The organism is Streptococcus hyovaginalis DSM 12219 (genome assembly GCF_000420785.1).
GTDB lineage: Bacteria > Bacillota > Bacilli > Lactobacillales > Streptococcaceae > Streptococcus > Streptococcus hyovaginalis.
Genome location: NZ_ATVP01000002.1, coordinates 66,527 through 92,667, shown reverse-complemented (window position 1 = coordinate 92,667; position 26,141 = coordinate 66,527). Strand labels below are relative to the sequence as shown.

Here is a 26,141-nt window from a genome sequence, read left to right as displayed (position 1 = left end):
CCAAGTCATTGCTTTCCGCTGTAGTAGGATAAATAGAACTGGTATCAGTTCTATTTATCTGGGGTCTGCGAGACCTCAGGCTCGCAGAGAAGGAATGGAAAACCGTAGGTGGTCGCTTCCGCCCTCACTACCTAAATAAAGCAAGGAAAATAATTAATTGTAAACCACCACCATGGCTGGTCTTAGCAATCGCTCGTGGAGTTTGTAGCCTTTTTGGAAGACTTCTGCAATGCTATCTGCTGGATGGTCATCATCTGCTGGGAGAGTTTGGACAGCCATATGGAAGTTATGGTCAAAACTTTCCACCGTAACTTCTTCCACGCCTTCTTCTTTGAGAGCTTGCACCAAGCTATCTCGTGTCATTTCAAGGCCTTTTTTGACATCTTCTGTCAGACCCTCAACAGCCAATGCGCGTTCTAAATTATCCAAGCTTGGCAAGATTTTTTTAGCTAAATCTTGTGAGCGGTAACGTTGGAGTTGTTGACGTTCTTCGCTGGCACGACGTTGAATGTTCTGCATCTCCGCATGCGCTCGAAGGTATTTATTTTCAAACTCATCTGCACGTTCATTGGCCAACTCCAGTTCCGATTTTTCAGAAGTAGTTTCCTCTTCTTTTACTGACTCTTCAACAGGCTCTTCAGTAACTGTTTTCTTTTCCACCGTTTGATCAACGATTTCTTCATTTTTTAAATCTTCTGACACCTTGTCACCTCTTTTATTTCTTTTATCTATTTCTTAATTTACTTCATAATGATTACCGCTTAGATAACGGTAATAATCTGCTAATTTCAACGCCAAAACTCTGCTCACAACATTGATCAAACTGACAACACGTCTATAATCCATCTCAACTGGACCTATCAAACTGAGTAGCGCCATACCACGATAAGGAATGACAAACTGATGTTTAATAACCGTTAATTCCGCCAGTGCTGGCTCTTCACTATTCGCAATTTGGATACTCGTTGTATCGTCTTCTGACAAGGAACTGCGCATTTCCAAAGCAACCTTTGCCTTATTATCTAAAAATTGGTAAGTTGAAAGATTCGCATAAGATAATGCATTGACCTTACCAGAGATGGTGACTGTTTCCTCAAATAAGGGCTGAAAAATATGGTCAAACAAATCCAGAATATTATCTGTGATTGTGAAATACTTTTGGATAACCTGAGGAATCTCCGTCCGCAGCTTGTAGTGAATATCCAAAATGACCTTACCTAGAAAACGGTCATCTACAAGATGTTTTAAGGTGACTAAATCTTTGGCTAAAAAATTTTTAGGAATGGCAAATTGTACCGTGACAGCCTTGGAATCATCCAACATCATAACTGCTAAAGCATCATGATTCGATAACTGTACAATATCAAAATGCGTCAGTCGTTGATGCTTTGGCTCTACATCTAAAATAACTGCTGTGTAGCCAGTCACATCAGCCAAAAGTTGACTCGCTGTGGTCAGCATATCTTCAAGCCTAAAGGCCTCATAATCAAAAGCTTTGATTACCTGATAAATGTCTTGTTCATCGATGCTATCCAAGCGTAAGGAATTCTGAACAAAGTACTGAAAACCTGCTCTACTCGGTAAGCGACCACTAGACGTATGCGCTTTTTCCAAAAAACCAAGTTTTTCTAGCTTAGCCATATCATTACGAATCGTTGCTGAGCTGGAGTCAATGGCGTCCTGAAGGGTCTTGGAACCTACAGGCTCATGCGTCTGGGTAAACATTTCAATGATTAAATTCAAAATATCATTTTGCCTAGGTGTAATCATAGAACCTCCCTTCGCATATTATCACTCTATCACCTCGAGTGCTAACCTATGTTCTTTATTATACACCTCTCCAACACAAAGTCAAGAGAAAAACACAAAAAATTAGCACTCTATTTATTAGAGTGCTAATCGCCTGTTTTATCGTATGTGGCGAGATTATATTCAGTAATGATACTTTCCAGTTGATTGGCATAATCATCATCTTGTGTGTAGTCATACCGATAGAAAGCCTGCGTCGCAACGCTAATACTAGAAGCGGTAGCTAAGATTTCATACAGTTTCTTATTTGCTAAACTACCATCTTTCAGGCCTGCCAAATAAATCTCCAATGCATGATCCCAAGAAGGGTAAATCGCATAGCTTTTTTCTGATTCAACGATATTGCCTTCATTACGCTCCGTATTTTTTAAACGAATGCTATCCTCTCCTGGCTTAGCCTCTACAGCAAAAAGATTGTTATATTTCGCAGCTAACAGATTTTGCCCAAAGTCTGAGTCGTACGCCGCCTGTGCAATTAAGACTGACGGACGAATACCATAATACTCTGATAAATCAACCACCTTTGGTGCAATTTGCTCAATAAAACGGTCATTATCAAGACCCGTTGATACCTTCTTCTCAACTGCTAAAGAGCCATAGTTGAGAGCAAGAGGAACAATAGCTGTCAGAAAAAACACGACCACAAGGCCAATAAAAAATGAAAATTTAAATCGTCGCCTCAAGGCTATCTTTCCTCCAATTGCTTAATGTATTCTTCCAAAGTAAGTTTGTGATCTGTCATGTAACGGGCTGAAGCTTTACCAACATATCTAAAATGCCAATCTTCATAACCAACACCCGTCTCGTCTGTCTTACCATCTAAAAATCGTAAGACAAAACCATAGTCTGGTGCCATCTCCTGAACTTGCATCATTGTTGCTGGGTCGGCTTGATTGAGAGCATCAACAGTACTCAAGTCTACAGCTAGTCCAGTTTGGTGTTCACTCGCTCCCGCAGGCTGAGAATAGGTTTTGACAAGCGTTTCAGCCTCTTCTTGTGTCAAACTAGGATCGCTAGCCATTTCTTGGTCGACGTAAGACTGGAATAGACTTTTCTGATACTCTACACTTCGGTAACCCGATATCAAGTGAAAAGCTGGATCAATAGTTTGAGCTGCTGCCAAAAAGTCACTCACTTGTTGCGCAATTCGGCTATCAACCGTAATGTTACCAACGGTGGTTAGTTCTGGGTTCAGCTCAGGAGTAATATTCTTACGATTCACTAAAATCAACTGCCAATCATCCGGAGAAACCTGGGGCAACTGTGAGGATTGCTTTGCAGACGACTTCGCCTCCGATGACTGGGTTGATGGTTTCTTAGAAGAGGCTACATCTCTATCTGACCCTTGGGTGTAAGAAACATCATCCTTTTTAAACCAAATCATCGCAGCTACGATAGAGATAAAAATAATACCCACTAAAATAAGATGTCTGGAACTTAATTTAGTTCTCATTAGCGTCTATAATCTCTCTTCCTTTTTCACGATAAGATAAATCCGCAACAGACTCAATTGTAAAAGCACCATCTTTATAAGTCACCACAGAGATGCTACCATTTTCAATATTTTGCTTCTCTTGACTATGATCAATCAACCACAAAAAGGTACCGATGGTCATACCATGGCTGACAACAATCGCATTGCCGCCACCTTGGTTCTGAATCGTTTGAGCAATAGCCTCAAACCCATCATAAATCCGTTTGCTCAAAACTTCCCAAGGCTCCGCCCAATTTGCCGTATCAACTTCCACAATACTTTGCGCAATTTCGTCATATGGTATTTCTTTTAATGAACGCCCATCCGAGAAAGCCACTGTTCTTGGTAATACTCCCTGGAAAAGTTCGCCATCATAGGCTCCATCAAGGCTACCAAAACACCACTCTCTGATACGTTTATCACGTGTATAAGGGAGATCTTCATTTTCTGTTTCCCGCAAAATAATTTCCATGGTCTGGATTGTACGCCCCGAGTCACTTGAAAACGCTGCGTCAAAAGGAATACCAGCAGCTTTTAAACCAAGGCCCAGTTCTCGGATCCCTTCCTCACCAAACTTTGTTAAAGGAGTATCAGACCAGCCCTGAGCGCGGCCAATTGTATTAAACATCGTTTTGCCATGTCTGGCAATGTATAGTTTTGTTTCTGTCATACTAACCTCCGTTTTCTTCCCTATCATTATACCATATGAAAAGCCTAAAACCATAATGCACAAGATCGCTATCCAAGATCTCTCTTCATCAGCGAACAACACAAAAAAGCTCACCCGAATAGATGAGCCTTTATTTCTAGTTCATTTAGGAGATTAAAACTAGAAGAGAGATTAAATAGGAAGGCGGGGTGGAGATTATTGAGATGTATCGAACAGTCAAAAATTTAAGAGAGAGTTCCCCGCTTCTATGTCTATTAGTTTACCACTATCAGCCAAATAAACCAGTCAAATGTCGCGAAAGGTCATTTTTTAATCATGAAATGCTTTCTTCCCATCTTGCAATCAGGGCTTTCATTTTCAAGCGCGATACCAGACAGGACTCACCGTTGTCAAAATAAGCCAGCTGATTCGCCTTATCAATTCGGCTAACATTATCGATATTCACCAAAAACGAGCGGTGGCATTGGAAGAACTTGTCGTGCATTTTTTCAATATCAGATATTTTGGCATAAAATTCCAAGCGTTCTGTGCGCGTTCGTAAAATGAGTTTATGTGCAATTTGAGATGTCTCAAAGTACAAAATATCGTGGAGAGGAACCTTAACCTGGGCCTTGGCTGACTTATAGTCGAAGTAATCAACATCTGTTTGAGCACTGCCAGACAAGGTAGCTGTATAACGAATGCTTTCACGAACCTGTTCTTTAAAATCGTCAGCATCTAGTGATTTGTCAATAAAATCATAGGCCGCAACCTTATACTTAAAACTAATCGGTGCAAATTCAGAGTGTGTTGTCACAAAAACAATGATAGCATTAGGATCTAGCTTTCGCACTTCCGAAGCAATTTCAAGGCCCTTGCGTTCTTCATCTTTAATTTCAATATCAAAGAAGAATAATTGGTGACTACCTCTTTCTGTGATATCTGCAAGTAAGTTACTTGATTTACTATAAGCTGCCAAGTGCCTTGCTGATATGTTTTCTTCTTTTAATATAGCCCTAACCGTTGACAAGAGACGCTCCTGCTGTCGAAGGTTATCTTCTAAGATAAAAATATTCATCATTCTTGTCTCATTTCTAAGATTTGTGTAAAACTCCGATGGGCAGTTTTGGTTGATAGAGTGGTATTGGGATAGCCCTCTAGAATGCGACGAACATTGGACAAACCAATGCCTCTTCCAGTACCTTTAGTAGAGTAGCCTTCATGAAAAATCTTAGATATATCCACACTATTTTTACTGATACTATTCTCAATAATCAGGAGTTGGCTTTGGTCGCGTTCGAAAAAAGCTACACTGACTAAGGGACGATCGGCTTCTTGAGCCGCTTCTATTGCATTATCTAAGAAGATAGATAAAACAATCACAAGGTCTAACGGCTCCAAATAGATATGGTCTATACGATCAGGAATTTCCAGAAAAGCTTCCACTCCTTGACTTTGAGCTTCAATCATTTTCGTTGATAGGATACTTTTAATGGCTGACACTTGCAAGTTGGCCAAACGTCCTAATTCATATTGTGACTGGTTAATACGGGGAGCATTATCACTAATGATCTGACCGTATACTTCTTTGATTCCTTCAACATCTTCTTGATCAATCAAATTCCGCAATGTCTCTAAGGTACTGTCATAATTTTCTTTAAAAAGAGCGAGATCTTCATACAAAAGCTCAATCTGGTGATTGTACTCTTCAACAGCATTAATTTTTTCACGCTTCGCCTGCTCCAATCGGCTATCCATCTCTAGTTTAGACTGATAATTAATATCAGATAAGAGCCAAATATAGAGAAAGAAATAAAGCAGAATTGTCTGTGGACGCTCCATTATTTCCAACTTAATCGTCTGATTAACGTATCCAAGATTAAACAAAAGATAATAGGAAAGCATCAAAACATTCAACCACTTCATTTGGTTGGCCGTCGCTGCCTCATCAATATGTTTAAAATTAAGGTCCAAGACTTTATTTAAAAAGTAATAGAGTGAAAAGACGCCACCATAACTAATGTAGAGCAAAATGTAATCACGGCTTAGATTTTCAATATTAATGTTTAACAGTGGTTCTAAAATCAATAAGATAATACTGTTTGAAAAAATATCAACTGTCACAATAGGAAAAAGACTGTAGAAAAGATATTTTATCACATTTCCCTTTAAATTATGGTAATAACACAGCCCTAGAAAAAATAAGGGGTAAAGAGGATACACATAGAAAGAGCCAAAGAACATCGTCGCCACAATTACCGCACTGGCAGGTAGCAAGTACTTTAGTGGAATCGTAATGTTACTAATATGCGAAAAAATGAGCCAACATAATTCCCAGACAAGTATGATTAACAATAGTTCCTGAAATTCTACTGGCATCCTTATCCCTCCCTTAATCTCTGTATCACTAGAGTATCCTGCGCTCTGTAGTCACCACTTTGCGACTCTATCTGGACATTCGGATAGGCTTTGATAATTGATGCTATCACCTCAGATACTTCACTATGTATCGGCAGAGATCTCCCAACCTTGTCATGTAACAGATTTGTCACCATTTTCTCCAAAGATATGCTATAGTCGATCATCACCTTAATACAGGCTTCTTGCTCTGAAATAACCAATTTTAGATCTTTATCGCGACTGGATTTGGCATAATGTATGGCCATGGCTAACATACTCTGAACCAAGCAAAGGAAGTCTTCTTCTGGAATAGCAAAATGTTCAATGTCTTCTAACACAGCTACGGAAATCTTCAGACCCTCCTTTTGTGCTGCTAATAAATCATTCGCTATAGCGATTTTGATAGCATTGTTTTTCAGGTAAATCAACTGGTAAAACAGATAATCATCGCGAGACATTTTCTGACTCACATTAGCTAAAACTTCCGTATAAACCTCTTCAATTGCCTCAATGTCCCCAGAATCAATACTATCTTTCAAACTAATCAAAATATTATCATAGTCATGTTTAAAAGATCGCATGTTCTGATAAATTCCCTCGAGATGCTGACTATAATTCTCCAAATTTTCCAGATACAGATCCTGCTCACGCCTCATGTCCTGTCGATAACGTTGGAGGGCCTTACGATTGAGTAAGGTTAGCATATACAGTAACAACGCCAAAAAAAGCAGGAGAGCTATCTGTTCAAAATTAGCAGCTAACTCTTGATTCTCAAAGAAGGGGCCAAAATAAATCACATAATAAATCAAGAAAAGGGCGTTCATACCATAGATATAGCGCTGAACACTACCATCTGAAATCTGTAAAATCGTTGAATAGTCAATACGAAATAAGCGTTTTAATATTCGATTAATCGGGTATAAAGCTATGAAAGGCAATAGCATAACTAACAACAACTGATGATGCGTGAGAATCACATCTTGAAATAAGACGGGGTAGATCATCAATATAAAGAAGGTTAAAAACAGATCAACAAGAACGACAGAAAAGCCACTGTAAAAGAAATGTCGCCCAAAGGTACGATCAGGGAAGGTCTTAAAGGATAAACCTAAAAAAACTAACCACAAGGTTAAAAAGCTGTCTAAAGGCGTTAGAAAAGCTATCAGTACACCTAAAAAACCCCAAAAGAAAAATGATGATTTTCTAAGTTTGAATTGCGTAATGTCTTGGTAGACGAGCCAAGTAGCTAAAAATCCGAGTAAAAAGACTTCCAATTCTAGAATCCCCATGACTCACTCCTTCCATGCTTTTCATTTGGGATTATACGTAAACAAAGAAGAGCTAGGAATTATCCGCTCTTCAGTGCTCTGCTATTAAAGGGTCTTTAACATATTTTCAATATGCTCGATCGACTTCTCACGCCCTAGAAGATAGATAGTATTTGGTAACTCCGGTCCATGCATTTCGCCTGAAACGGCGATACGAATCGGCATAAAGAGATTTTTCCCTTTTATACCCGTCTCTTTTTGAACGGCCTTGATTTGTGGGAAAATATTTTCTGGCTGGAAGTCGTTATCTGACATCGCTTCTAATTTCAGTTTTAAAGCTTCCAAGACAATCGGAACTGTTTCGGCAGCCATAACCTCTTTTTCAGCTTCTGTCAATTCTGGAAAATCTGAGAAGAAAAGATCTGTCAGAGGCACAATCTCATCCGCAGATACCATTTGAGGTTTGTAGAGTTCAACCAATTTTTCAGCCTTATCCGTTAAACGCCCTGCTTCTTCAAGGAATGGTTTGCAAAGTTCAAAAATCTTGTCAAAGTCAGCATTTTTGATATAGTCATTGCTCATCCAGTCCAATTTCTTCTGGTCAAAGGCTGCTGGGGACTTGCTGAGACGGTTTTCATCAAAGAGACTAATCAACTCGTCACGTGAGAAGATTTCATCTTCACCTCCAGGGGTCCAACCAAGAAGGGCGATAAAGTTAAAGACCGCTTCTGGCAAATAACCTTTACGACGATAATCTTCGATGAACTGCAGGGTATTAGTATCACGTTTTGACAGTTTTTTACCTGTCTCAGCATTAATGATAAGGGTCATATGCCCAAACTCTGGTGCTTGCCAACCAAGGGCTTCATAGACCATGAGCTGTTTTGGAGTGTTAGCAATATGGTCATCCCCACGAATAACGTGAGAAATCTGCATGTCATGGTCATCCACAACTACAGCAAAGTTGTAAGTTGGGAAGCCATCTTTTTTCTGAATAACCCAGTCACCACCAATGTTCCCACCTTCAAAGGAGATATCCCCTTTTACCATATCCGTCCATTTATAAATAGCTGTTTCCTTGACTTTCAAGCGAACAGTTGGAACAATGCCTGCTGCTTCACGTTCTGCAATGTAGGCTGCTTTTTCATCATTCGACATGCCTAGGAACTCATTAATGTAACGTGGTGTTTCACCTGCTGCTTCTTGCCGTTCACGTTCTGCGGCTAGTTCTTCTTCGGTAACGTATGATTTGTAGGCTTTATCTTCATCAAGTAATTGTTGGATATACTTTTGATAAAGTTCTAGACGCTCAGATTGACGGTAATTATCGTGTGTTTCAGGACTTTCATCCCAATCCATTCCCAACCAACGTAAGTTCTCAAGCTGACTGCGTTCACCATCTTCAACATGACGCTTACGGTCTGTATCTTCAATACGGATAATGAATGTTCCGCCATGATGACGAGCATAAAGATAGTTGAATAGTGCTGTGCGGGCATTACCAATGTGTAAAAGGCCTGTTGGACTTGGTGCATAACGCACGCGAATATCGTTTGACATGTCTGTCTCCTGTAGTATGTTTAATCAATAGTTTTAGGCAAAGATATGTATCTTTACCTATTAATTCATACTATTATAGCACATCTTTAAAAGTAAGGCCAAATGAGAGAAGAGATCTTTTAACAGGAACAAGCACCCGTTTGACCATACCGAATCACAAAAGAAATTAAAAAAGACTTGATCCTCATTAAAGAGACCAAAGTCCTTTGCGTGACGCTCACTATCAGTCAAACGCCCTAGAACAAGTCTAAAATAGAGCCACTGGCACCATCATCGCCACCACCTGTCACCAGATGATTGCCAATGACTTGTGAAAAAGTTTCGATATTAAGGCTCTGCACATAAATGTCACCATAGCCCCTAAAGGTATTAACAACGCCCTCACCTGTTCCCATGGACTGCAAGAAACCATTTTCCAAGTGGATGTCATAATCTAGACTAGTACTCCAAGCTACAACATGAGCATTATCAATAGTCATGCTATCGCCATGAAGTTCTAATTTCTTTATGGAGCCAAAACTATTGGCGAGCAGGGTACCCTGTCCTTCTGTCGTCATGACAAAAAAGCCACCTTGGCCACCAAAGAAAGCCCTACCAACCGACTGTCTTTCCATCCGATATTGTGCTGAACCATCTAGTGCCAAAAAGGCACCATCATTGAGGTGGTATTGTTTCTCCCCTAGCTCTAGAGCTATGACTTGACCAGGCATAGAAGGCGCTAAAGCCAGGCGACCATTAGCACTTTCGGAAACAGCTTGAGTGATAAAGACCGACTCACCAGAAGTCATCGACCGCCCAAGAGCTCCTAATACCTTACCGATACCACTACCTCTACCGTTTAAGCGTGTGTTTAATTGAATGCCAGGTGTATGGTAAACCATACTACCTCGTTGCATATAGACGGATTCTCCCGCCTCCAAAGCAATTTCAACCAAGGGAAACTGCATATTACTATCAATTTGATAGGCCATGCGTTGATCTGACATGTTTTATCCTTTCGTTTTTATCTTCATTATACCAGATAAAAAGAGCGATTGCATCAGTCTTAGGGAGGATTAACCTAAAAAATCGGATAATCCTAGTGTAAAAGATCCTCCAGTTAGCTACTATGACAGCTACTTGACTTCTGTCATCCGGCCGGTATCGACATCGTAAATGGCACCATTAATCACCACATCTTCTGGAATGAGTGGCGAGTCCTTCAATTTTTGCATATCCTCACGAACACTGTTTTCAATATTGATAAAAGGTAAGAAGTCCATATCTGACACATCGACACCCAGATCACGATACAGTTGTTCATGAAAGGCTGGATTGGTAAAGGTCTGGGCACCACAGTCAGTGTGATGAAGAACTACAATCTCTCTAGTCCCCAACTGTTGCTGGGAAATGACAAGCGAGCGAATCATATCATCCGTCACGCGCCCACCTGCATTACGCAGAATATGAGCATCTCCAAGCGCCAAGCCGAGTGCTTGGGCTACGTGAAGCCTAGAATCCATACAAGTGACAATAGCTACTTTGGTCTTGGGCTTGATAGGTAAATGCGCCGTTCCATGAAGAGCAACATAGGCTTGGTTGGCTAACATAAAATTATCAAAATAGGACATGGCAACTCCTTAACTATACTTTGATAGGCAAATCATATCATTTTTTGAGGGAACTGTCAGATAAGACACATTACATTTTGCAAAAACAAAAGAAAGCAGGACAAAAATCGAACCTTACTCGAAGCCGATTTGCCCCACTTTCCCTTAGTTTATTTTTGCTGATCGACCCTATCAATACACCAGGCGACCAACTCTTCCAAACGCTCTGTTTGACCCGTCATGTCCAAATAGCCTATAACCGCTTCAAAGCCAGTGGACATCCGATAAGTCACAACGTCTGCATTTTTAGCCTTGGTGTGACTGTTGGTATTGCGACCACGTCGGTAGATTTCTTCTTCTTTTTCGGTCAAAAGCTGCGCTTCTAGCATAGCTGTGATAAGACTTGCCTGTGCCTTAGCAGACACGTAGCGAGTCGCTAGGCGGTGCAGCTGATTGGGCTTGGTCTGCCCTGTAAATATCAAGTGGCGGCGAATGTAATAGGAATAAACCGCGTCCCCTTCAAAAGCAAGGGCAATCCCATTGATTAAATTAACATCGACCTTGGTATCAGTCACGCGTCCACCTCACACCATCCTTGGTATCTAAGAGCTTGATCCCCTGCTCTGCCAACTGATCTCGAATAGCATCTGCACGGGCAAAATCTTTATTAGCGCGCGCCTCTTGTCGCTCTGCAATTAAGGCTTCAATGTCTTCGTCCAAGACATCCTGCTCTCCCTCTTCAAAAATAATGCCAAAAACAGCTAGCATTTCCGCGAAAGCTTCTTTGATTATCGCTGTATAATGACCAGAATTAATCCATTTAGCCAAATCAAAAAGCACGGTAATCCCATTGGCAGTATTAAAGTCATCATCCATAGCCGCAACAAACTGTGATTTAAAGGTTTCAAAATCATCACTGTCTACAGTTTCTTGGACTGGCTGTTGATAAGCATTCTTCAAGTACTTGAGATTGACTTCAGCATCATGAAGTGCTTTTTCTGTGAAATTGACAGGTTTGCGGTACTGCTGTGTCGCTAGAAAGAAACGAATCACCTGTCCATCCACCGTTTGCAACATGTCGTGAACAGTCACAAAGTTTCCAAGTGACTTGGACATTTTTTCATTGTCCACATTGACAAAACCATTATGCATCCAGTAGTTAGCAAAGGTTTTCCCGGTTTTAGCTTCTGACTGGGCTATTTCATTAGTATGGTGAGGAAACTCCAAGTCAGCACCACCACCATGAATATCAATCGTATCCCCTAGAATCTCTGTCGCCATTACCGAGCACTCGATATGCCAACCTGGACGACCAGCTCCCCACGGGCTATCCCAAGAAACTTCACCGTCTTTAGCAGATTTCCAAAGGGCAAAATCAACTGGATTTTCCTTACGAGCCGTTTCGTCATCGGTACGACCTGAGGCACCAATTTCCAAGTCGGATAGGGTTTTATTAGCTAATTTAGCATAGTTCTCTGACTTTTCCACACGGAAGTAAACATCGCCCTGAGACTCGTAGGCAAAGCCTTTGTCCACAAGTGTTGCCACAAAGGCAATGATCTCATCCATGTAGTTGATAACGCGAGGATTTTTAGTAGCAGGTTTGACACCCAGCTTGGCTGTATCTTCCATAAAAGCTGCAATAAATTTATCCGAAAGCTCTTTTGTAGAAATTCCCGCCTCATTGGCAGTCTTGATAATCTTATCATCCACATCTGTAAAGTTAGAAATGTAGTTGACCTCGTAACCGCGGTATTCAAAATAGCGACGGATAGTATCGAAAGCCACCGTTGACCTTGCATTTCCGATGTGGATATAGTTATAAACCGTTGGACCGCAGACATACATCTTGACCTTGCCTTCTTCTAAAGGAATAAAGTCACGCAGACTCCGAGTCATGGTATCGTAAATTTTTATCACTTAGCTCTCCTTGTTATTTTTCTGACTGGTATCCTGCGATACATTAACCAGATTCCTGATACAATGCCCAAGAGACCGGTTTATCTCAAAGACTGTTACAAAGGATGCATCACTTAAAGGTGTGATGAATGCCAACTGTCATCCTTAGCTTACTCCATTTTGGATGCGTAATAATGACTCTTACGATCTTCTTCGACCGCATGGTTAACCAATTCATCCTTTTTACCGTGAACGCGAACCACTCTCGCTGGAACACCAACCACGGTAACATCAGCCGGAACGTCTGATACCACAACTGCTCCCGCACCGACTTTAGCATTTTCCCCAATCTCAATAGGTCCGATAACCTGAGAATGAGCCGATACCAAGGCACCTTTACGAACAGTTGGATGACGTTTATCCGTATCTTTTCCTGTACCGCCTAGGGTCACACCATGATAAAGCATAACCCCTTCTTCGACAACAGCCGTTTCGCCAATGACAAGGCCAGCACCATGGTCAATAAAGACACCTGCAGCAATCTCTGCACCAGGGTGAATCTCGATATTAGTCCAAAAACGCCAAAATTGACTGTGCATTCGCGCAATTAATTTAAAACCACGTTTCCACAAATAATGCGACAAACGATGTGCTGCCAAAGCCTTGATGCCAGGGTAAGTTAGAAGGACCTCTAGGGAATTGCGGGCCGCTGGATCCAACTCTTTTACAATGTCAATTGATTTACGCCACCAACCCACTGATTTTCCGTCCTTTCTTTCTAATCAACCATCTATCCACACAGCATTAGGCATCAATACCGTTCCACTCAACAATAGCTTGCTGCTCTGCCAAAGGATTGACCACAACACCTAAGGTATCACCAGCTTCCTGACTGTCTTTTTGAAGAATATCTTCCAATTTCCAAACAAAGACCGAGCCGCCCATCTCTCTAAACGGCAAACCGAACTCTTCATTGTTATACCAATCTGCAAAATGAGGTAAGCTAGAAAAAACCGGGACAAAGCTCTGGTTCAATTCATTAGCCATTGTCGGAAAACGACGTTCATGCGTCCCATTCTCTTTGGGATAAATGAAGACTGGCACCAAATAAACTTTTTCCAGTAAATCCGCCGCTTGGTTCTCGTCACTCATGATGTCATTAATTAGCTGCGTGAAGGTATTGACAAATTGGATCATCTCACTGCTTTTAAAAATAGTGGAATTGCTAAAATCCCCTTCTCGTTTGACATTAAAAATCAAACCTGATAACTGATGTAAAATCACTTCTTCCAAAACATCCAGAGCTGAGCGCTCAATCCATTCTTGACCAGAAGCTGATGGATGTTCATGACAAAAGGTTTCGAGATCTTCTGTACTGGTAAAGACGGGGGTTAATTTCTGCCCATCAATGGCAATAGCATAAGGCTCCGAGCTGGCTAAGACCGGATACGTGTGCATACTATTGACCAGAGCAATACTCCGTAAGAAATTATCCGGCTCTGCTATAAATTGACGAAGGGCTAGGCCCAACTCAATATTAAATCTTTCCATAACTAGTTTTCCTTTTTATCTGAAGACTTTTCTTCAGGTTTTTCAACTGGTTTTGGACGGGGCACAAGTGCTTTCATAGAAGCGTCCACTCGCCCTTTGTCGTCCACTTTAATCACCTTAACATCAACCTCTTCACCCACTTCGAGAACATCCTCTACACGATTAGTGCGTGTCCAAGCAATTTCAGAAATGTGAACAAGTGCGTCTGTCTTATCAAAGAGATTAACAAAAGCGCCAAATTTTTCGATGCGAACAACCTTAGCATGATAAATCTCACCAACTTTGGCTTCACGCACTAAACTTGCAATGATGTCTTTAGCTTTATCAATAGCAGCTTGATCAGATGAGTAAATAGACACATTTCCTTCTTCATCAATGTCGATCTTAACGCCTGTCTCAGCAATGATCTTGTCAATGGTCTCGCCACCCTTACCGATGACAATCTTAATCTTGTCAACATCAATCTTGATAGTATCAATCTTAGGTGCTGTTGGTGCCAAGTATGGACGAGGTGCTGCGATAGCTCCTTCGATCACATCAAGGATTTCAAAACGAGCTTTTTTCGCTTGTGCCAAGGCTTCTTCAAGAATTTGTGGGGTAATGCCTTCAATCTTAATATCCATCTGAAGGGCTGTAATCCCATCGCGGGTCCCGGCAACTTTAAAGTCCATATCACCAAAGTGATCTTCAAGTCCTTGAATATCCGTCAATACGGTATAGTTAGTGCCGTCAGAAATCAGTCCCATAGCAATTCCCGCAACAGGTGCCTTAATAGGAACACCACCTGCCATAAGTGCTAATGTCCCAGCTGTGATCGAAGCTTGAGAAGAGGAACCGTTAGATTCCAAAACTTCCGCTACCAAACGGATAGCGTAAGGAAATTCTTCTAAGCTTGGAAGCACTTGCTCCAAGGCACGTTCACCAAGAGCACCGTGACCAATTTCACGACGTCCAGCTGCGCCATAGCGCCCTGTTTCCCCAACAGAGTATTGTGGGAAATTATAGTGGTGTAAGAAACGTTTTTTGTATTCTGGCTCCAAACCATCAACGATTTGCGTTTCCCCCATTGGGGCAAGAGTTAGGACAGATAGCGCCTGCGTTTGCCCACGTGTAAAGAGACCTGAACCGTGCACTTTTGGTAAGAAATCAACTTCGGCATCCAAAGGGCGAATTTCATCAACACGACGGCCATCAGGACGCACCTTATCTTCTGTAATCAAACGACGCACTTCTGCGTGCTCCATCTGTTCTAGAGTCTCAGCGACATCACGGTAAATACGGTCAAATTCAGGATCTTCAGCATAGCGGGCTGTGTACTCGTCAAAAACTTTTTCACGAACCGCATGCGTCGCATCTTGGCGCGCTAATTTTTCCTCAACCTGAACGGCACGCGCCAATTCATCATAATACTTATCATTGATTTCTGTAAAAATCTCAGGATCAACTTGTAGCAACTCCACGTCAGCCTTTTCTTTACCGACCGCAGCTACAATCTCTTCTTGGAAGGCAATCAAATCTTGAATAGCCTCGTGACCTTTCAAAAGAGCCTCCAACATGATATCTTCTGACAATTCCTTAGCACCAGACTCTACCATGTTAATAGCTTCTTTGGTTCCTGCAACGGTCAGCTCAAGATCAGAGGTTTCTTTTTGGGCCTTGTCAGGATTAATGATAAAGTCGCCATCGATGTAAGCCACTTGTACACCAGCAATGGGGCGTTTAAAAGGAATATCTGAAATAGCAAGCGCTAAGGATGACCCAAACATAGCAGCCATGGGTGCGCTCGCATCTTCATCATAAGAAAGGACAGTATTAATCACCTGAACTTCGTTACGAAAGCCCTCTGCAAACATGGGGCGGATAGGGCGGTCAATGAGACGCGCCGTTAGGGTAGCATCTGTTGATGGACGGCCTTCACGTTTGTTAAATCCGCCTGGAAATTTCCCAGCAGCGTACATTTTTTCTTCGTAATTCACTTGAAGAGGGAAAAAATCTCCTGAAGCCATTTTTTTGGACATGACTGCTGCCGTCAAGACCGTTGAATCACCATAACGGACAACTGTAACACCATTGGCTTGCTTAGCCACTTGACCAATCTCAACTACTAAGGGTTTGCCAGCAAAAGTCGTTTCAAAAACCTGTTTACTCATTTGTTTACCTCTTTAGATCTATAGTAGTGATACTCTGTTTTTTACAAAAATCAATCCAATTCCAATGGAAATAAACTCATTTTTGTATAAAACCATAGTATCTGTATCATTTTATCATAATTCAAGCAAAAAAAACACGGTCATCCCGTGTTTTAAAATCGTGTCGCTTCACCTTATGACAAGGTCTAAAGAAGAACGTCGCCTAGCTATTTCCATCAGATCTTCTTTTAGAAAATGCTAAGACAATCACAGCTCTCAAACATTAGCGAAAATCACCACAAGTCATTTATTTCTGACGGATACCTCATTCTACCAAGAGGATAAAATCATGTCTAAAACAAGATTGTTACAAGAAACACTCAACTCCTAAATAAGAAGCAAATGACTGTTATCTAAAAGCTTGTGCTTAACCAACCTTTGATGGTTTACTTGCTGCAATTCCATCCACCGTTTTAATGGCAGCAAGCGCAAGGCAGAAGTTAAAGCAGAGTATAGCAATGGTAACATTAGCACTTTTTAAAGTAATCCCCTCGTTAAAAGGAGAGTTAACCATAAAATGAGCTAAGATATCCAGAAATAGCCAGAAGGCACCTTGGCGCTTAGATAGACCAGTATTTTTAGCTAGAAGAGCCACCATACCAATAGCAAAGACAAGGCTGAAAGTCCAGTGGGTACCTCCTGCATGAACTATACGCTCAATAAGGGTTGAAAAACCATCGCCTTTGGCCACAAACATTTCTTGGAAAGTAAAAATACAGTCTTCAACGATTTGGAAACTCAAACCAACGAACAAACCGCTCACCAAAGCATTTTTTAAGTCCATTTTTTAAGGATTAGTAACACTAACAGCACTACTAAACTCCTCAGCAAAAGGGGCAGAGACAGCGGCACCCCAATCCGCTATAAATGCCTCTGAGGGCTTGATAATGTTGAGCCCAAAAATAGCAACAAACATATGACCTAGACTAGAGAAATAAAAGGAAGCGGTCACCCCATAAGCCAGCTCAAATTGATAACATCTCTAGACACATTAAAGCGTTTGGCAAGATAACGACCAAAAACCATGAGGGTAGCGCGTCAAGCGCTATTAATAAAATCGTAAGGAAGAAAAGGGGTACTTTTCTTCTAGTCCGTGGGGCTTTCCAAAATTTTCAAAGAAGGTGCCACAGCCTGCGAAAAAGCCCCAGGCAGCAAAGATAATAAGAAGATAAGACTTGTACTTGTTAAATAGTGTTGTCATGATAAAACCTTTCTTAATCATTAATATTAATAAAGAACATAAGATAAAACCGTTAACCCGATCACATCTGCTATGGCATGCGCCAAGAAAAACGGCAACATGTTTTCAGGTTTCAGTTTCCGATAGAAGTAATAAAACAGGGTCCCAACAATTAAACCGAGTCCAACTCCAGCCGCCAATCCTTGATAGGTATGGAAACTGCAGCGAATAATCAGAGAGTAAAGAAATACCCACTTGGTGTAGTTTGGATTAACCGTCAAACACACACCGAGAAAGAAGATTTCTTCGTAAAACCCATTCAGTAAGGCGTATAAAATCAGTGAAATATCAACACCTGGTACCCATTGGAACATGGAGGGAGCAAGAGGTTGCACAAACTGATAGCTTATCAAGTGAAAAGCATCCATACACAAAGCCGTCACAAGAAATAAGCCAACGACTTGTAGTGGTACCCATTTGGTAAAGAAAATGCGCTTTTTCCAAATAGAAAAATCAAAATTGCGAAACAGCAAATATAATATTGCCAAGATCAACCAAATTAACTGAATAGCTAAGGCCTTATAGTTATCCAGACGAGAGAAGGTGAGATTCTCTTGAACAGTGGTCGTATGTTGTTGTAAAGCAAGAAATTGCAAGGTTGAATTAACGATTCCTTCACCAAATAAAATAAGAGTTAGAACAGCTACGTCGAACCATCTGAGTATTGTGAGTTTTTTGGAAATTACCATATGCAAGACCCTTTCATCATTTACATCCTATTGTACCAGACCCACCTACCCAACCTCTCAAGTCCATCTACTTTTTATCTATTTTTTTGCCACAAATGCCAAAAAACTCTCTAAATCAACCTTTCTGTAGAAAGAGGAACCTTGCGCAGAATAAAAAAGTAGCCTATACTAAGAAATTGTAGAGGATACACGACTAAAACAACAGTTGGAGGTATACTATGGTTAATATAATGGTGGTCGAAGACGATAAAACCATTAGTCAAGTAGTTTGTGAATTTCTTAAAGAACAAGGTTACAATGTCCTTCCTGTTTACGATGGTAAAGTAGCCTATGATACGTTTTGTCATAAACATTTTGATTTAATTATCTTAGATATTATGATTCCAAGCATGACAGGGCTAGAAGTTCTAGCGGAAATTCGAAAGACATCACAAGTCCCTGTGTTAATGTTAACGGCTATGGGTGATGACTATACGCAGCTAGTCAGCTTCAATCAAACGATTAGTGACTATGTCGTCAAACCCTTCTCCCCCCTCATTCTAATTAAACGAATCGAAAATATCTTACGTCAAAAAAAAGACCCTGACAGTCTTAAGTTAGGCGATATTGTGATTGAACCTTCCACCGGAACTGTTCAGTTAAAAGGAGAGCCTATTCAGCTCACCAAGAAAGAATACGATGTGCTTCTCTATTTGGCTAAGCACTGTGGAAAGATTGTTGCCAGAGATCAACTTATGATGGCTATCTGGGGCTACACCGAGTTAGATAGTCGTGTTCTAGATAACCACATCAAAAACTTACGAAAGAAACTACCTTCACTACCCTTAAAGACAATTATCGGCAGGGGCTATCAAATCGAGGAGACATAAGATGGGGATTGTCAGAAAAAACTTCGTAACCGTGACGACGATAATCATCGCCACTTCTGCACTAATATTAGCATTACTCTATTATGCAGCCCCTATTTATTACAATCAGGCTAAAAAACAACATTTGAAAGATGACTTCTTAGAGGTTAGAATGCAATTAGATGGGCTACCCGAAGCCAAGCTCATTCAAGAAATCACAAGACTTGATAAACAAACACCAAATATCTTGTTGACCCTTGTTCGCCCAGATCAGGTTACTATTTATCCTACTCCTGAGAATGAAGAGGTCAGAATCGCACAAGAAACAGAGTACCTAGCAAAAGGAAATTTTGACGAGATCGGGTCTTGGACAGAGTTGATTACGTCAAAAGAAGGCCAAAAATACTATCTCTTCGCAGAATACGGCTTCTACAGTTTATCAAATGTTAGTCAGACCTTAGTCACTTTTTATCCCTTCATTATTTTATTTATCTTCCTTTTAGCGATAACAGTAGCCTTTATCTATAGTCGCGTCTCTACAAAACGACTAAGCTTAATTTCGGAAACGACCCGACAAATGCAGAGTCTAGAACCAGGTATCGCCTGTCCGATTATCGGACGCGATGAAGTGGCTGTCCTAGCCCAAGACATCAACAGTCTTTACGAGAAGTTACAATCAAGCATCGGCTCCTTGCGCTTAGAGAATGAACGCGCCATCGTCCGAGAAAAAGAGCAATCCGACTTCCTTCGGATGACATCGCATGAACTCAAGACCCCTATTGCCAGCATGCTCGGGCTCATCGAAGGTATGCTATATAATGTCGGTCCTTTCAAAGATCATGAAAGATACCTGAAGCAGTGTCGTGACATTTTGACAGAGCAGGCTGATCTTGTTCATTCCATTCTAGACGCAACTAATCTAGACATGGGACTCACTGATAGCAAGGAATTAATCCAACTAGATAATCTTATTGAACAATCATTGACCAGCTATCAAGGTTGGGCAACTGTCAAAAATTATAGCTTCACCTTTTCATTAGAACCAACTACCATTAAAGGTAACAAAACCTACCTTCTAAAAGCCATTAAAAACATTTTAGATAATGCTTTTCGATACAGTAGCTCTCAAGGGAGTATCCATCTTTCTCTCAAAAACCAACAGCTCATCATTGAAAATCAGGTAGAACAACTCCTAAGTCAAGAAGAACTAGCACAAATCTTCCGCCCCTTCTATCGTCCAGATTATAGTCGAAACAAGGATGAGGGCGGAACAGGCATCGGGCTATTCCTTGTCCAGCAAATTCTTGAAAAACATGGGTTTAATTATGCTTTTCAACCCTTGAACACTAACACCATGCAGTTTTTGATTGATTTCAATCAGAGAGAATAATAGATATGACAATATCAGTATCAAGTTTCCCCCAAAAATTTTCCAACTAGCCAAGAAATAGAGATAGTTGCCTTTCTTGTTAAACAGGAATAAGCTTTAATCAACTCTATGACATAAAATCAGTCAGCATGTTCATCAAAGACGTCGTTAAAGTTTGATACCTCAGTTGTAAGTCCTATAATTCCAGGTAATCCTCAAGTAACCTAGAATTATAGGACTTTTTATTTTGAGACCTGTAGACATTTTGAGGAAATACATTACGCTCACAACTATGTCTTAATTAGTCTTTTTCAAACAAACGGATTTATTAAAAATCGAGTTGCATACGCTCGTTAAAATAGGTTTTATAAGCAAAATAAGATGCTATCACAGAGCCCAGGCTTGTGGCTGCTAGAAGCATAAACATGACCATAATTTGATATTTAATAGCATAAACCGGGTCTACTCCTGCAAAAATCAGGCCAGACATCATCCCTGGTAAGCTAACCAGACCAACTGTTCTCGCAGAGTCAATAGTTGGCTGTACCCCAGTCTTTATCGACTGACGCAGAATCGACAAAGAGGCCATTTTGACTGGTGCTCCAAGCGCTAGTTTTTCCAAAACTTGCTGACGCTGATCGGTAAAAAGGCTGTGCATAGCACGATAGCTAAGTCCAATAGCAACCATAGAGTTGCTAGCAATCATCCCTGAAATTGGGACAATCTGGGACGGCACTAGCTTAATAGCACCTGAACCAATGAGAATTCCCAACGTGATAACTGTCGATAGTAAAATTGCCAGCCAAGATTGCCATAAGTATTTCGTCTTATTGGGATTACGTGAGTGAGCCTGACGACTAGCATTGAAAATAATCACCATAACCATGGTAAACGTTAAAAGAATATTATCAACTTGAAAAATATATTTCAAGACAAAACCAACAAGAACAAGCTGAACAACTGTGCGCACCACAGCAATGGCAATGTCTTTACTCAAATCTAATTTTTCTTTAGCACTGATGCCAATCGCCAATAATACCAAACCAAAAGCCAATACTAAAGACAAGTTACTGACTGCTACATTTGTCATCAACCAACACCCCTTTCTCGATAGTAATGATATGAGCGGCTGCCTGAATTTCCTCATTATCATGAGTTACTTCGATAATAGTGTTACCTGCTACATGGTAATCAGCAATAACAGTGTTAACCAAACCCTTAGTATCACCATCCAAACCAGCTGTCACCTCATCTAGTAATAAAACTTTAAGGTCAAAAAGCAGGTTACGTACTAGGGCAACACGCTGCTTCTCACCACCTGATAAATCCTTAATCTCTTGATTAAGATATGCTTTTGATAGGTTAAACCGCTCTAGGTTTAGAATGACCTTTTTTCATCAAAAGGAAGCTGCCGAATATCAAAAGGAAATCTCATGTTGTCACCAACAGTCTTCCCAAATAAAACAGGCTGTTGAAAACAATAAGAAACCTGTCGACGATAATCAACCGGATTCAGAGTTTGTAAAGATTGTCCTTCAAAAAAAATATCACCAGAAGTTGGAGTAATTAGACTTGATAAGATCTTTAACAAACTACTCTTACCACTCCCAGAAGGTCCCACTAAAGTCACGCGTTCTCCTGCTTCGATAGATAAAGAAATATCTTTTAAAATGGCCTTATCCGATACTTGGTAAGACACTTGATTCAGATTAAAAATAGACATGACGTTATTATATATCTCTCTCAGTAAAAAAATAAGAAAACAATTTCAACCTTAACAACATACTTATAAACAAAAAAAGATATTCCACTAGGAATATCAAATAAAAAACCATAAAATTGATCCAAAATTCATGATACATCTCCTTTCTTGGAAAATATATCACAATGGCAAACTATAAAAACAGGACAATAATGTCCTAGACTAACCTTTTGTCTTTGTCGTATTCCATTTTTAAACGCTCAAGCAATATCGGCTCATCTAAAGACTCCGCAATAAAAAAAGCTGTTCGATAATTGCTCTCCATCTGCTCGATATCTCCTTGAAATAAAGCCAATTTAGCTTTAAACATCTCTAAAATCGGTTTATTTTGATAATGTTTAGTCACTTTAATCACACGATTTAGAGTATCAATACAGTCTGGATAGTAGGCAACATTTTCTTGTGCTAAAACTGCCAAAACAACTTCTTCCATTTGATAAGCAATATCTGGATCAGATAAGTCTCCTACTGAAAAAATAGACGGAATAAAGTAATCAAAATAACGACTATCTTCAATACCTACTGCACATAAAAAGAGGTATAGAGAAATAAGAAGATAGTCATTCCAGCTGTAAGCCTTTTTCAATAAAACTTGTTCAAAATATTCTTCAATCAGTGACTCTGCAAAAGCTGTTTTATGGGTAACAAAAACATCCAAATCAGCTTGTAACACCTCAATAGCCATCTGTTCTTCTTCAGGAACTAAATCATAGTACGATTGTAGTTCATTTATCAATTCACCCAATTGTTTTAGTCTTTCGGGATCTTCATAACTTTTGAACTGAATAATGCGACGTTTAAGAGACATGTATGACTGAGGAAGCGCCATTTTATCAGGTTCAATAAACTCCTGAATGGAAACGCCTAGTCTTGACGCAATAAAAAGACCTTTATCTATTGACAGCAAACTCTTCCCTGTTTCAATCCGAGTTAATTGTCGGACGCTCAAATGTGATTCATCATCGCAGAGAGCTTCCTTCGTATACCCCTTACGCTTTCTTGCAGCCCTAACCCGCTGTCCTATCTCAGCTTTCAATTCCTCAGACATCATTACTCTCCATACATAATAATGATGTTATTATAACAAAAAATACAGAAATATTAATATTTCTGTATTATTGACGTATTTTTAAATTCCTCTTGTAAGAATAAATGAGAGCAACAGCAAGTAAGATTGCCCATACCATTAGGGCATAAAACTGCTGAGAAAATAACTCAAATGTTTTCCCTTGGATCAAAAAGGCCTGACTTAAACCGATAAAGGAATAATCCAAAACTGTATTAAAACCTTTAAGTTCAGCTGATAAAATTGGGAGAAAGGTTACAAAAAAGAAAATCATTAAACTGTATGCACTGGCTTGCAATTGCGTTTTAGATAATAAGGCAATCGTACTATTTAATGCGATAAAAACCATTGTTGTCATTAAAATAACGAAAACATATGTCCCCCAAGAAACAATCTCAACACCACCTATCATTGGGACAACAAGCACAGAAATGGTAGAAAAAACAATAGGAAAGGCAAATATCGAAAGCAGATACTCTGCCTCACCAACTCCAGACAGCAATAAGGTCTTCAAATTCCTTTTCTCTTTTTCCTCGCTAATAATCATCGATGAAAAAATACCTGCTGTTAGCGCATAAATCATATTAATTGACATCGAAAGCAAAGAAACACTCCCTCTCATATCAGGAATAATATTCAAAAGATAGGAATCTACTATTGGAATAAGACCACAGATGATTAGAATGACTTTATTACTTAATAGGTAGCGCCATCTCAACCACAACAAAGATGAAAAATTAGCCATGATTTTCCTCCGTCAATTTGATAAATATAGTTTCTAAGCTTGTTTCATAGGTATGCATACTAACAATATCATGATCCAAATAATCTTTTAAGTTCGATTTAGCTACAATTATTTTTTTGCCACTAGCATATGTTAATTCAATAGCATCTTGTTTACTATGTCGAGCAATGATATCAGACGGACTTCCATTTTCGACAATTTGTCCTTTATGCAAAATAGTAATATGATCACATATTTTGCTAGCTTCTAACATATTATGCGTCGTCAAAAAAATCGTCGTTCCCTTCCTTTTTAAATCAATAAGGATGTCATGGACTTTTTGTGCGAGAGTTGGATCCATCCCTGATGTTGGCTCGTCTAGAAAAACAATATCTGGTTGGTGTAAAATTGCTCTAATGAGCAATAATCTTTGTTTCATTCCAACGGATAAGGTCTCAGCTTTTTTCTTTCTATCTTTATACAAATCTAGCTTATCTAAAAAATCATACACCACTTCTATAGGGACTCTATGGAATTTAGCGAAGAAAAGAAGATTATCTTCCACTGACATTTTATCGTAAAAACCAACAACATCACTCATGATACCTATTCTTTTGAAGTCATGCTTAGTTAATGATGACACATCTTTTCCGAAGATAGTTGCTCCTCCACTATCCGCACGAAGCTGACCAGTTAAAATATTAATTGTTGTTGTCTTACCAGCTCCCGAAGGACCTAAGAATCCAAATATTTGACCTTTATCAAGGCTAAAAGAAATATTATTCAGCGCAGATGAACCTTTAAATGACTTTGATAACTGTTTAACTTCAATTTGTTTAGACATCTTCTTCTCCTTTTTGCATGTCTTATCATTATAAAATAATACCTCATAGAAAACAGGACATGTTTGACCTATTACAAAATTCATTTTTAAACTATATTATTCTTACAAATTCGTTAAAACTGCAGTTTAGAATTGAGTAAAAAATGGAGGTAAAAACGATGCTAACTGGTGTACTCATCTATACAGGTGTTAAAGTAGGACTAGCAGCTGCTGCAGCCTACTATTATACACATCGATAATGTAGAAAAGAGAATTCCTTATATGGATTCTCTTTTTTCATGTTTACTTAAAAATCTAATATTAAAAAAATACCCTAATTTAGGGAGTTTATCTGAATATGGGCCACAATTCTAGTAATAAAGACAGATGTCTTTGTGTACAAGCACAAAAAACTCCCTACGCAAACCATAAAGCGTTCTGATTTTAGGTAATAAAGGGGACTTAGACTAGGTAGCAAGGAGAGGGCAATGTTGAGATTACCTCTCCGCAGCTAACGACGTCTAACACACCTTTAGACAACATAAAAACTCTCCTAAACGGAAGAGTTTCATTGAACTTGCCTACGACACTTGGCGAAAAGATAAAATTCTCTAGACGGCTAGCGTCGTCGTTCACTTTCCTATTTCGCTGTGTGTCGCTATACGGCTCTTAAAAATATATTTAAAACAAAAGAAAAACACCCATAGATTAGATACTTAACTGAACTCAGGCTAAAATCCTAGTGTACAAACATACAGCACCAGTTTTTTATCTTTATACGAATAGTTAAACGTCCTGACTGATTCGTTGAACACAGCCTAAAAGCTCAAAAAAAGACAAACTGCCTCGAAATAAACATTTCGGGCAGTTTTCTATTTTTCAGTCGCTTTTCTACGGCTTTTGTATCCGAATTAACGACGAAGTCCAAGAGATTGGATAAGCTCACGGTAACGGTTAACGTCTGTGCGGCGTAGGTAAGCCAACAAGTTACGACGGTGACCAATTTTTTTCATCAACCCACGGTATGTCGCGTGGTCTTTTTTGTGTTGTTTGATGTGGTCGTTGAGGTGGTTGATTTCCCAAGTAAGTACGGCTACTTGTACTTCAACTGAACCAGTGTCGCCTTCATGACGAGCGTATTGTGAAATGATTTCATTTTTTTTCTCTTTTGAGATTGCCATAATGTGTCTCCTTTTTTTGCTTAATCCGAGTTTTAGGATTGGCTCTCCTAA

26 protein-coding genes and 1 pseudogene are annotated in these 26,141 nt (G+C 39.8%); 2 read left to right on the top strand and 25 right to left on the bottom strand.

Features of this window, described 5'->3' with window-relative positions:
• Positions 1-153: 153 nt before the first annotated feature.
• The 19 genes from grpE to G574_RS0101610 form a co-directional block, all read right to left on the bottom strand.
• Positions 154-702 carry a nucleotide exchange factor GrpE gene (gene grpE / locus G574_RS0101695; protein WP_037590563.1) on the bottom strand — a complete coding sequence of 183 codons (549 nt, stop codon included), beginning with the start codon at positions 700-702 and terminating at the stop codon, positions 154-156.
• A 33-nt stretch (positions 703-735) separates the two neighbouring features.
• Entirely contained in the window at positions 736-1,770 is a 1,035-nt protein-coding gene (gene hrcA / locus G574_RS0101690; protein WP_029690677.1) for a heat-inducible transcriptional repressor HrcA, read from the bottom strand.
• A gap of 125 nt (positions 1,771-1,895) precedes the next feature.
• A complete protein-coding gene (locus G574_RS0101685) occupies positions 1,896-2,492 on the bottom strand; it encodes a glucosaminidase domain-containing protein (RefSeq protein WP_029690676.1) in 597 nt (198 codons plus the stop codon).
• Positions 2,493-2,494: 2 nt separating this feature from the next.
• Entirely contained in the window at positions 2,495-3,262 is a 768-nt protein-coding gene (locus tag G574_RS0101680; protein ID WP_029690675.1) for a M15 family metallopeptidase, read from the bottom strand.
• Complete coding sequence (locus G574_RS0101675; protein ID WP_029690674.1) at positions 3,252-3,953, bottom strand: histidine phosphatase family protein; 702 nt, start codon at positions 3,951-3,953, stop codon at positions 3,252-3,254. The genes G574_RS0101680 and G574_RS0101675 overlap by 11 nt, the downstream gene beginning before the upstream one ends.
• A gap of 313 nt (positions 3,954-4,266) precedes the next feature.
• Positions 4,267-5,010 (bottom strand): response regulator transcription factor, encoded by a 744-nt coding sequence (locus G574_RS0101670; protein WP_029690673.1) that lies wholly within the window; start codon positions 5,008-5,010, stop codon positions 4,267-4,269.
• Complete coding sequence (locus tag G574_RS0101665) at positions 5,010-6,311, bottom strand: GHKL domain-containing protein (RefSeq protein WP_029690672.1); 1,302 nt, start codon at positions 6,309-6,311, stop codon at positions 5,010-5,012. Before G574_RS0101665 ends, G574_RS0101670 begins: the two co-directional genes overlap by 1 nt.
• Before the next feature lie 2 nt (positions 6,312-6,313).
• Positions 6,314-7,621, bottom strand: coding sequence for a sensor histidine kinase (locus G574_RS0101660; protein WP_029690671.1), 1,308 nt, complete (start codon positions 7,619-7,621; stop codon positions 6,314-6,316).
• An 84-nt stretch (positions 7,622-7,705) separates the two neighbouring features.
• The gene (gltX, locus tag G574_RS0101655; protein ID WP_029690670.1) at positions 7,706-9,160 is read right to left on the bottom strand and encodes a glutamate--tRNA ligase; all 1,455 of its coding nucleotides are present in this window, start codon (positions 9,158-9,160) and stop codon (positions 7,706-7,708) included.
• A gap of 236 nt (positions 9,161-9,396) precedes the next feature.
• On the bottom strand, positions 9,397-10,146 hold the full coding sequence (locus G574_RS0101650) for a TIGR00266 family protein (protein ID WP_029690669.1): 750 nt from the start codon (positions 10,144-10,146) through the stop codon (positions 9,397-9,399).
• Positions 10,147-10,275: 129 nt separating this feature from the next.
• Positions 10,276-10,770 carry a beta-class carbonic anhydrase gene (locus tag G574_RS0101645; RefSeq protein ID WP_029690668.1) on the bottom strand — a complete coding sequence of 165 codons (495 nt, stop codon included), beginning with the start codon at positions 10,768-10,770 and terminating at the stop codon, positions 10,276-10,278.
• Positions 10,771-10,919: 149 nt separating this feature from the next.
• Positions 10,920-11,324 (bottom strand): Mini-ribonuclease 3, encoded by a 405-nt coding sequence (locus tag G574_RS0101640; RefSeq protein ID WP_029690667.1) that lies wholly within the window; start codon positions 11,322-11,324, stop codon positions 10,920-10,922.
• Complete coding sequence (gene cysS / locus G574_RS0101635; protein WP_029690666.1) at positions 11,317-12,669, bottom strand: cysteine--tRNA ligase; 1,353 nt, start codon at positions 12,667-12,669, stop codon at positions 11,317-11,319. Before cysS ends, G574_RS0101640 begins: the two co-directional genes overlap by 8 nt.
• A gap of 149 nt (positions 12,670-12,818) precedes the next feature.
• The gene (cysE, locus tag G574_RS10690; protein WP_017770622.1) at positions 12,819-13,406 is read right to left on the bottom strand and encodes a serine O-acetyltransferase; all 588 of its coding nucleotides are present in this window, start codon (positions 13,404-13,406) and stop codon (positions 12,819-12,821) included.
• A gap of 46 nt (positions 13,407-13,452) precedes the next feature.
• Positions 13,453-14,199 (bottom strand): SseB family protein, encoded by a 747-nt coding sequence (locus G574_RS0101625; protein ID WP_029690665.1) that lies wholly within the window; start codon positions 14,197-14,199, stop codon positions 13,453-13,455.
• Between the two features lie 2 nt (positions 14,200-14,201).
• Positions 14,202-16,349: a polyribonucleotide nucleotidyltransferase gene (gene pnp / locus G574_RS0101620; protein ID WP_029690664.1), complete on the bottom strand. Its 2,148-nt coding sequence runs from the start codon at positions 16,347-16,349 to the stop codon at positions 14,202-14,204.
• A 406-nt stretch (positions 16,350-16,755) separates the two neighbouring features.
• Positions 16,756-17,172, bottom strand: a complete 417-nt coding sequence (locus tag G574_RS11745; RefSeq protein ID WP_084677561.1) for a PrsW family glutamic-type intramembrane protease — start codon at positions 17,170-17,172, stop codon at positions 16,756-16,758.
• Between the two features lie 3 nt (positions 17,173-17,175).
• Positions 17,176-17,304 carry a hypothetical protein gene (locus G574_RS11875; RefSeq protein WP_281167044.1) on the bottom strand — a complete coding sequence of 43 codons (129 nt, stop codon included), beginning with the start codon at positions 17,302-17,304 and terminating at the stop codon, positions 17,176-17,178.
• Between the two features lie 311 nt (positions 17,305-17,615).
• Complete coding sequence (locus tag G574_RS0101610) at positions 17,616-18,317, bottom strand: CPBP family glutamic-type intramembrane protease (protein WP_017770617.1); 702 nt, start codon at positions 18,315-18,317, stop codon at positions 17,616-17,618.
• Positions 18,318-18,535: 218 nt separating this feature from the next.
• On the opposite strand from G574_RS0101610, the gene G574_RS0101605 reads away from it, so the two are divergent.
• Positions 18,536-19,186 (top strand): response regulator transcription factor, encoded by a 651-nt coding sequence (locus tag G574_RS0101605; protein WP_017770616.1) that lies wholly within the window; start codon positions 18,536-18,538, stop codon positions 19,184-19,186.
• A gap of 1 nt (position 19,187) precedes the next feature.
• Positions 19,188-20,555, top strand: a complete 1,368-nt coding sequence (locus G574_RS0101600) for a sensor histidine kinase (protein WP_029690663.1) — start codon at positions 19,188-19,190, stop codon at positions 20,553-20,555.
• Between the two features lie 307 nt (positions 20,556-20,862).
• Here the strand turns inward: G574_RS0101600 and G574_RS0101595 are convergent, their stop codons facing one another.
• From G574_RS0101595 to rpsO, 6 genes and pseudogenes are all read right to left on the bottom strand, one after another.
• The gene (locus G574_RS0101595; protein ID WP_029690661.1) at positions 20,863-21,624 is read right to left on the bottom strand and encodes an ABC transporter permease; all 762 of its coding nucleotides are present in this window, start codon (positions 21,622-21,624) and stop codon (positions 20,863-20,865) included.
• Positions 21,602-22,257: pseudogene (locus tag G574_RS10680) on the bottom strand (ABC transporter ATP-binding protein). Before G574_RS10680 ends, G574_RS0101595 begins: the two are co-directional and overlap by 23 nt.
• Before the next feature lie 196 nt (positions 22,258-22,453).
• Complete coding sequence (locus G574_RS0101580) at positions 22,454-23,344, bottom strand: helix-turn-helix domain-containing protein (protein ID WP_029690660.1); 891 nt, start codon at positions 23,342-23,344, stop codon at positions 22,454-22,456.
• Between the two features lie 67 nt (positions 23,345-23,411).
• Positions 23,412-24,107: an ABC-2 transporter permease gene (locus G574_RS0101575; protein WP_029690659.1), complete on the bottom strand. Its 696-nt coding sequence runs from the start codon at positions 24,105-24,107 to the stop codon at positions 23,412-23,414.
• A complete protein-coding gene (locus tag G574_RS0101570; protein WP_029690658.1) occupies positions 24,100-24,930 on the bottom strand; it encodes an ABC transporter ATP-binding protein in 831 nt (276 codons plus the stop codon). Before G574_RS0101570 ends, G574_RS0101575 begins: the two co-directional genes overlap by 8 nt.
• Positions 24,931-25,820: 890 nt before the next feature.
• Positions 25,821-26,090 carry a 30S ribosomal protein S15 gene (gene rpsO / locus G574_RS0101560; protein ID WP_029690657.1) on the bottom strand — a complete coding sequence of 90 codons (270 nt, stop codon included), beginning with the start codon at positions 26,088-26,090 and terminating at the stop codon, positions 25,821-25,823.
• Positions 26,091-26,141 lie beyond the last annotated feature (51 nt).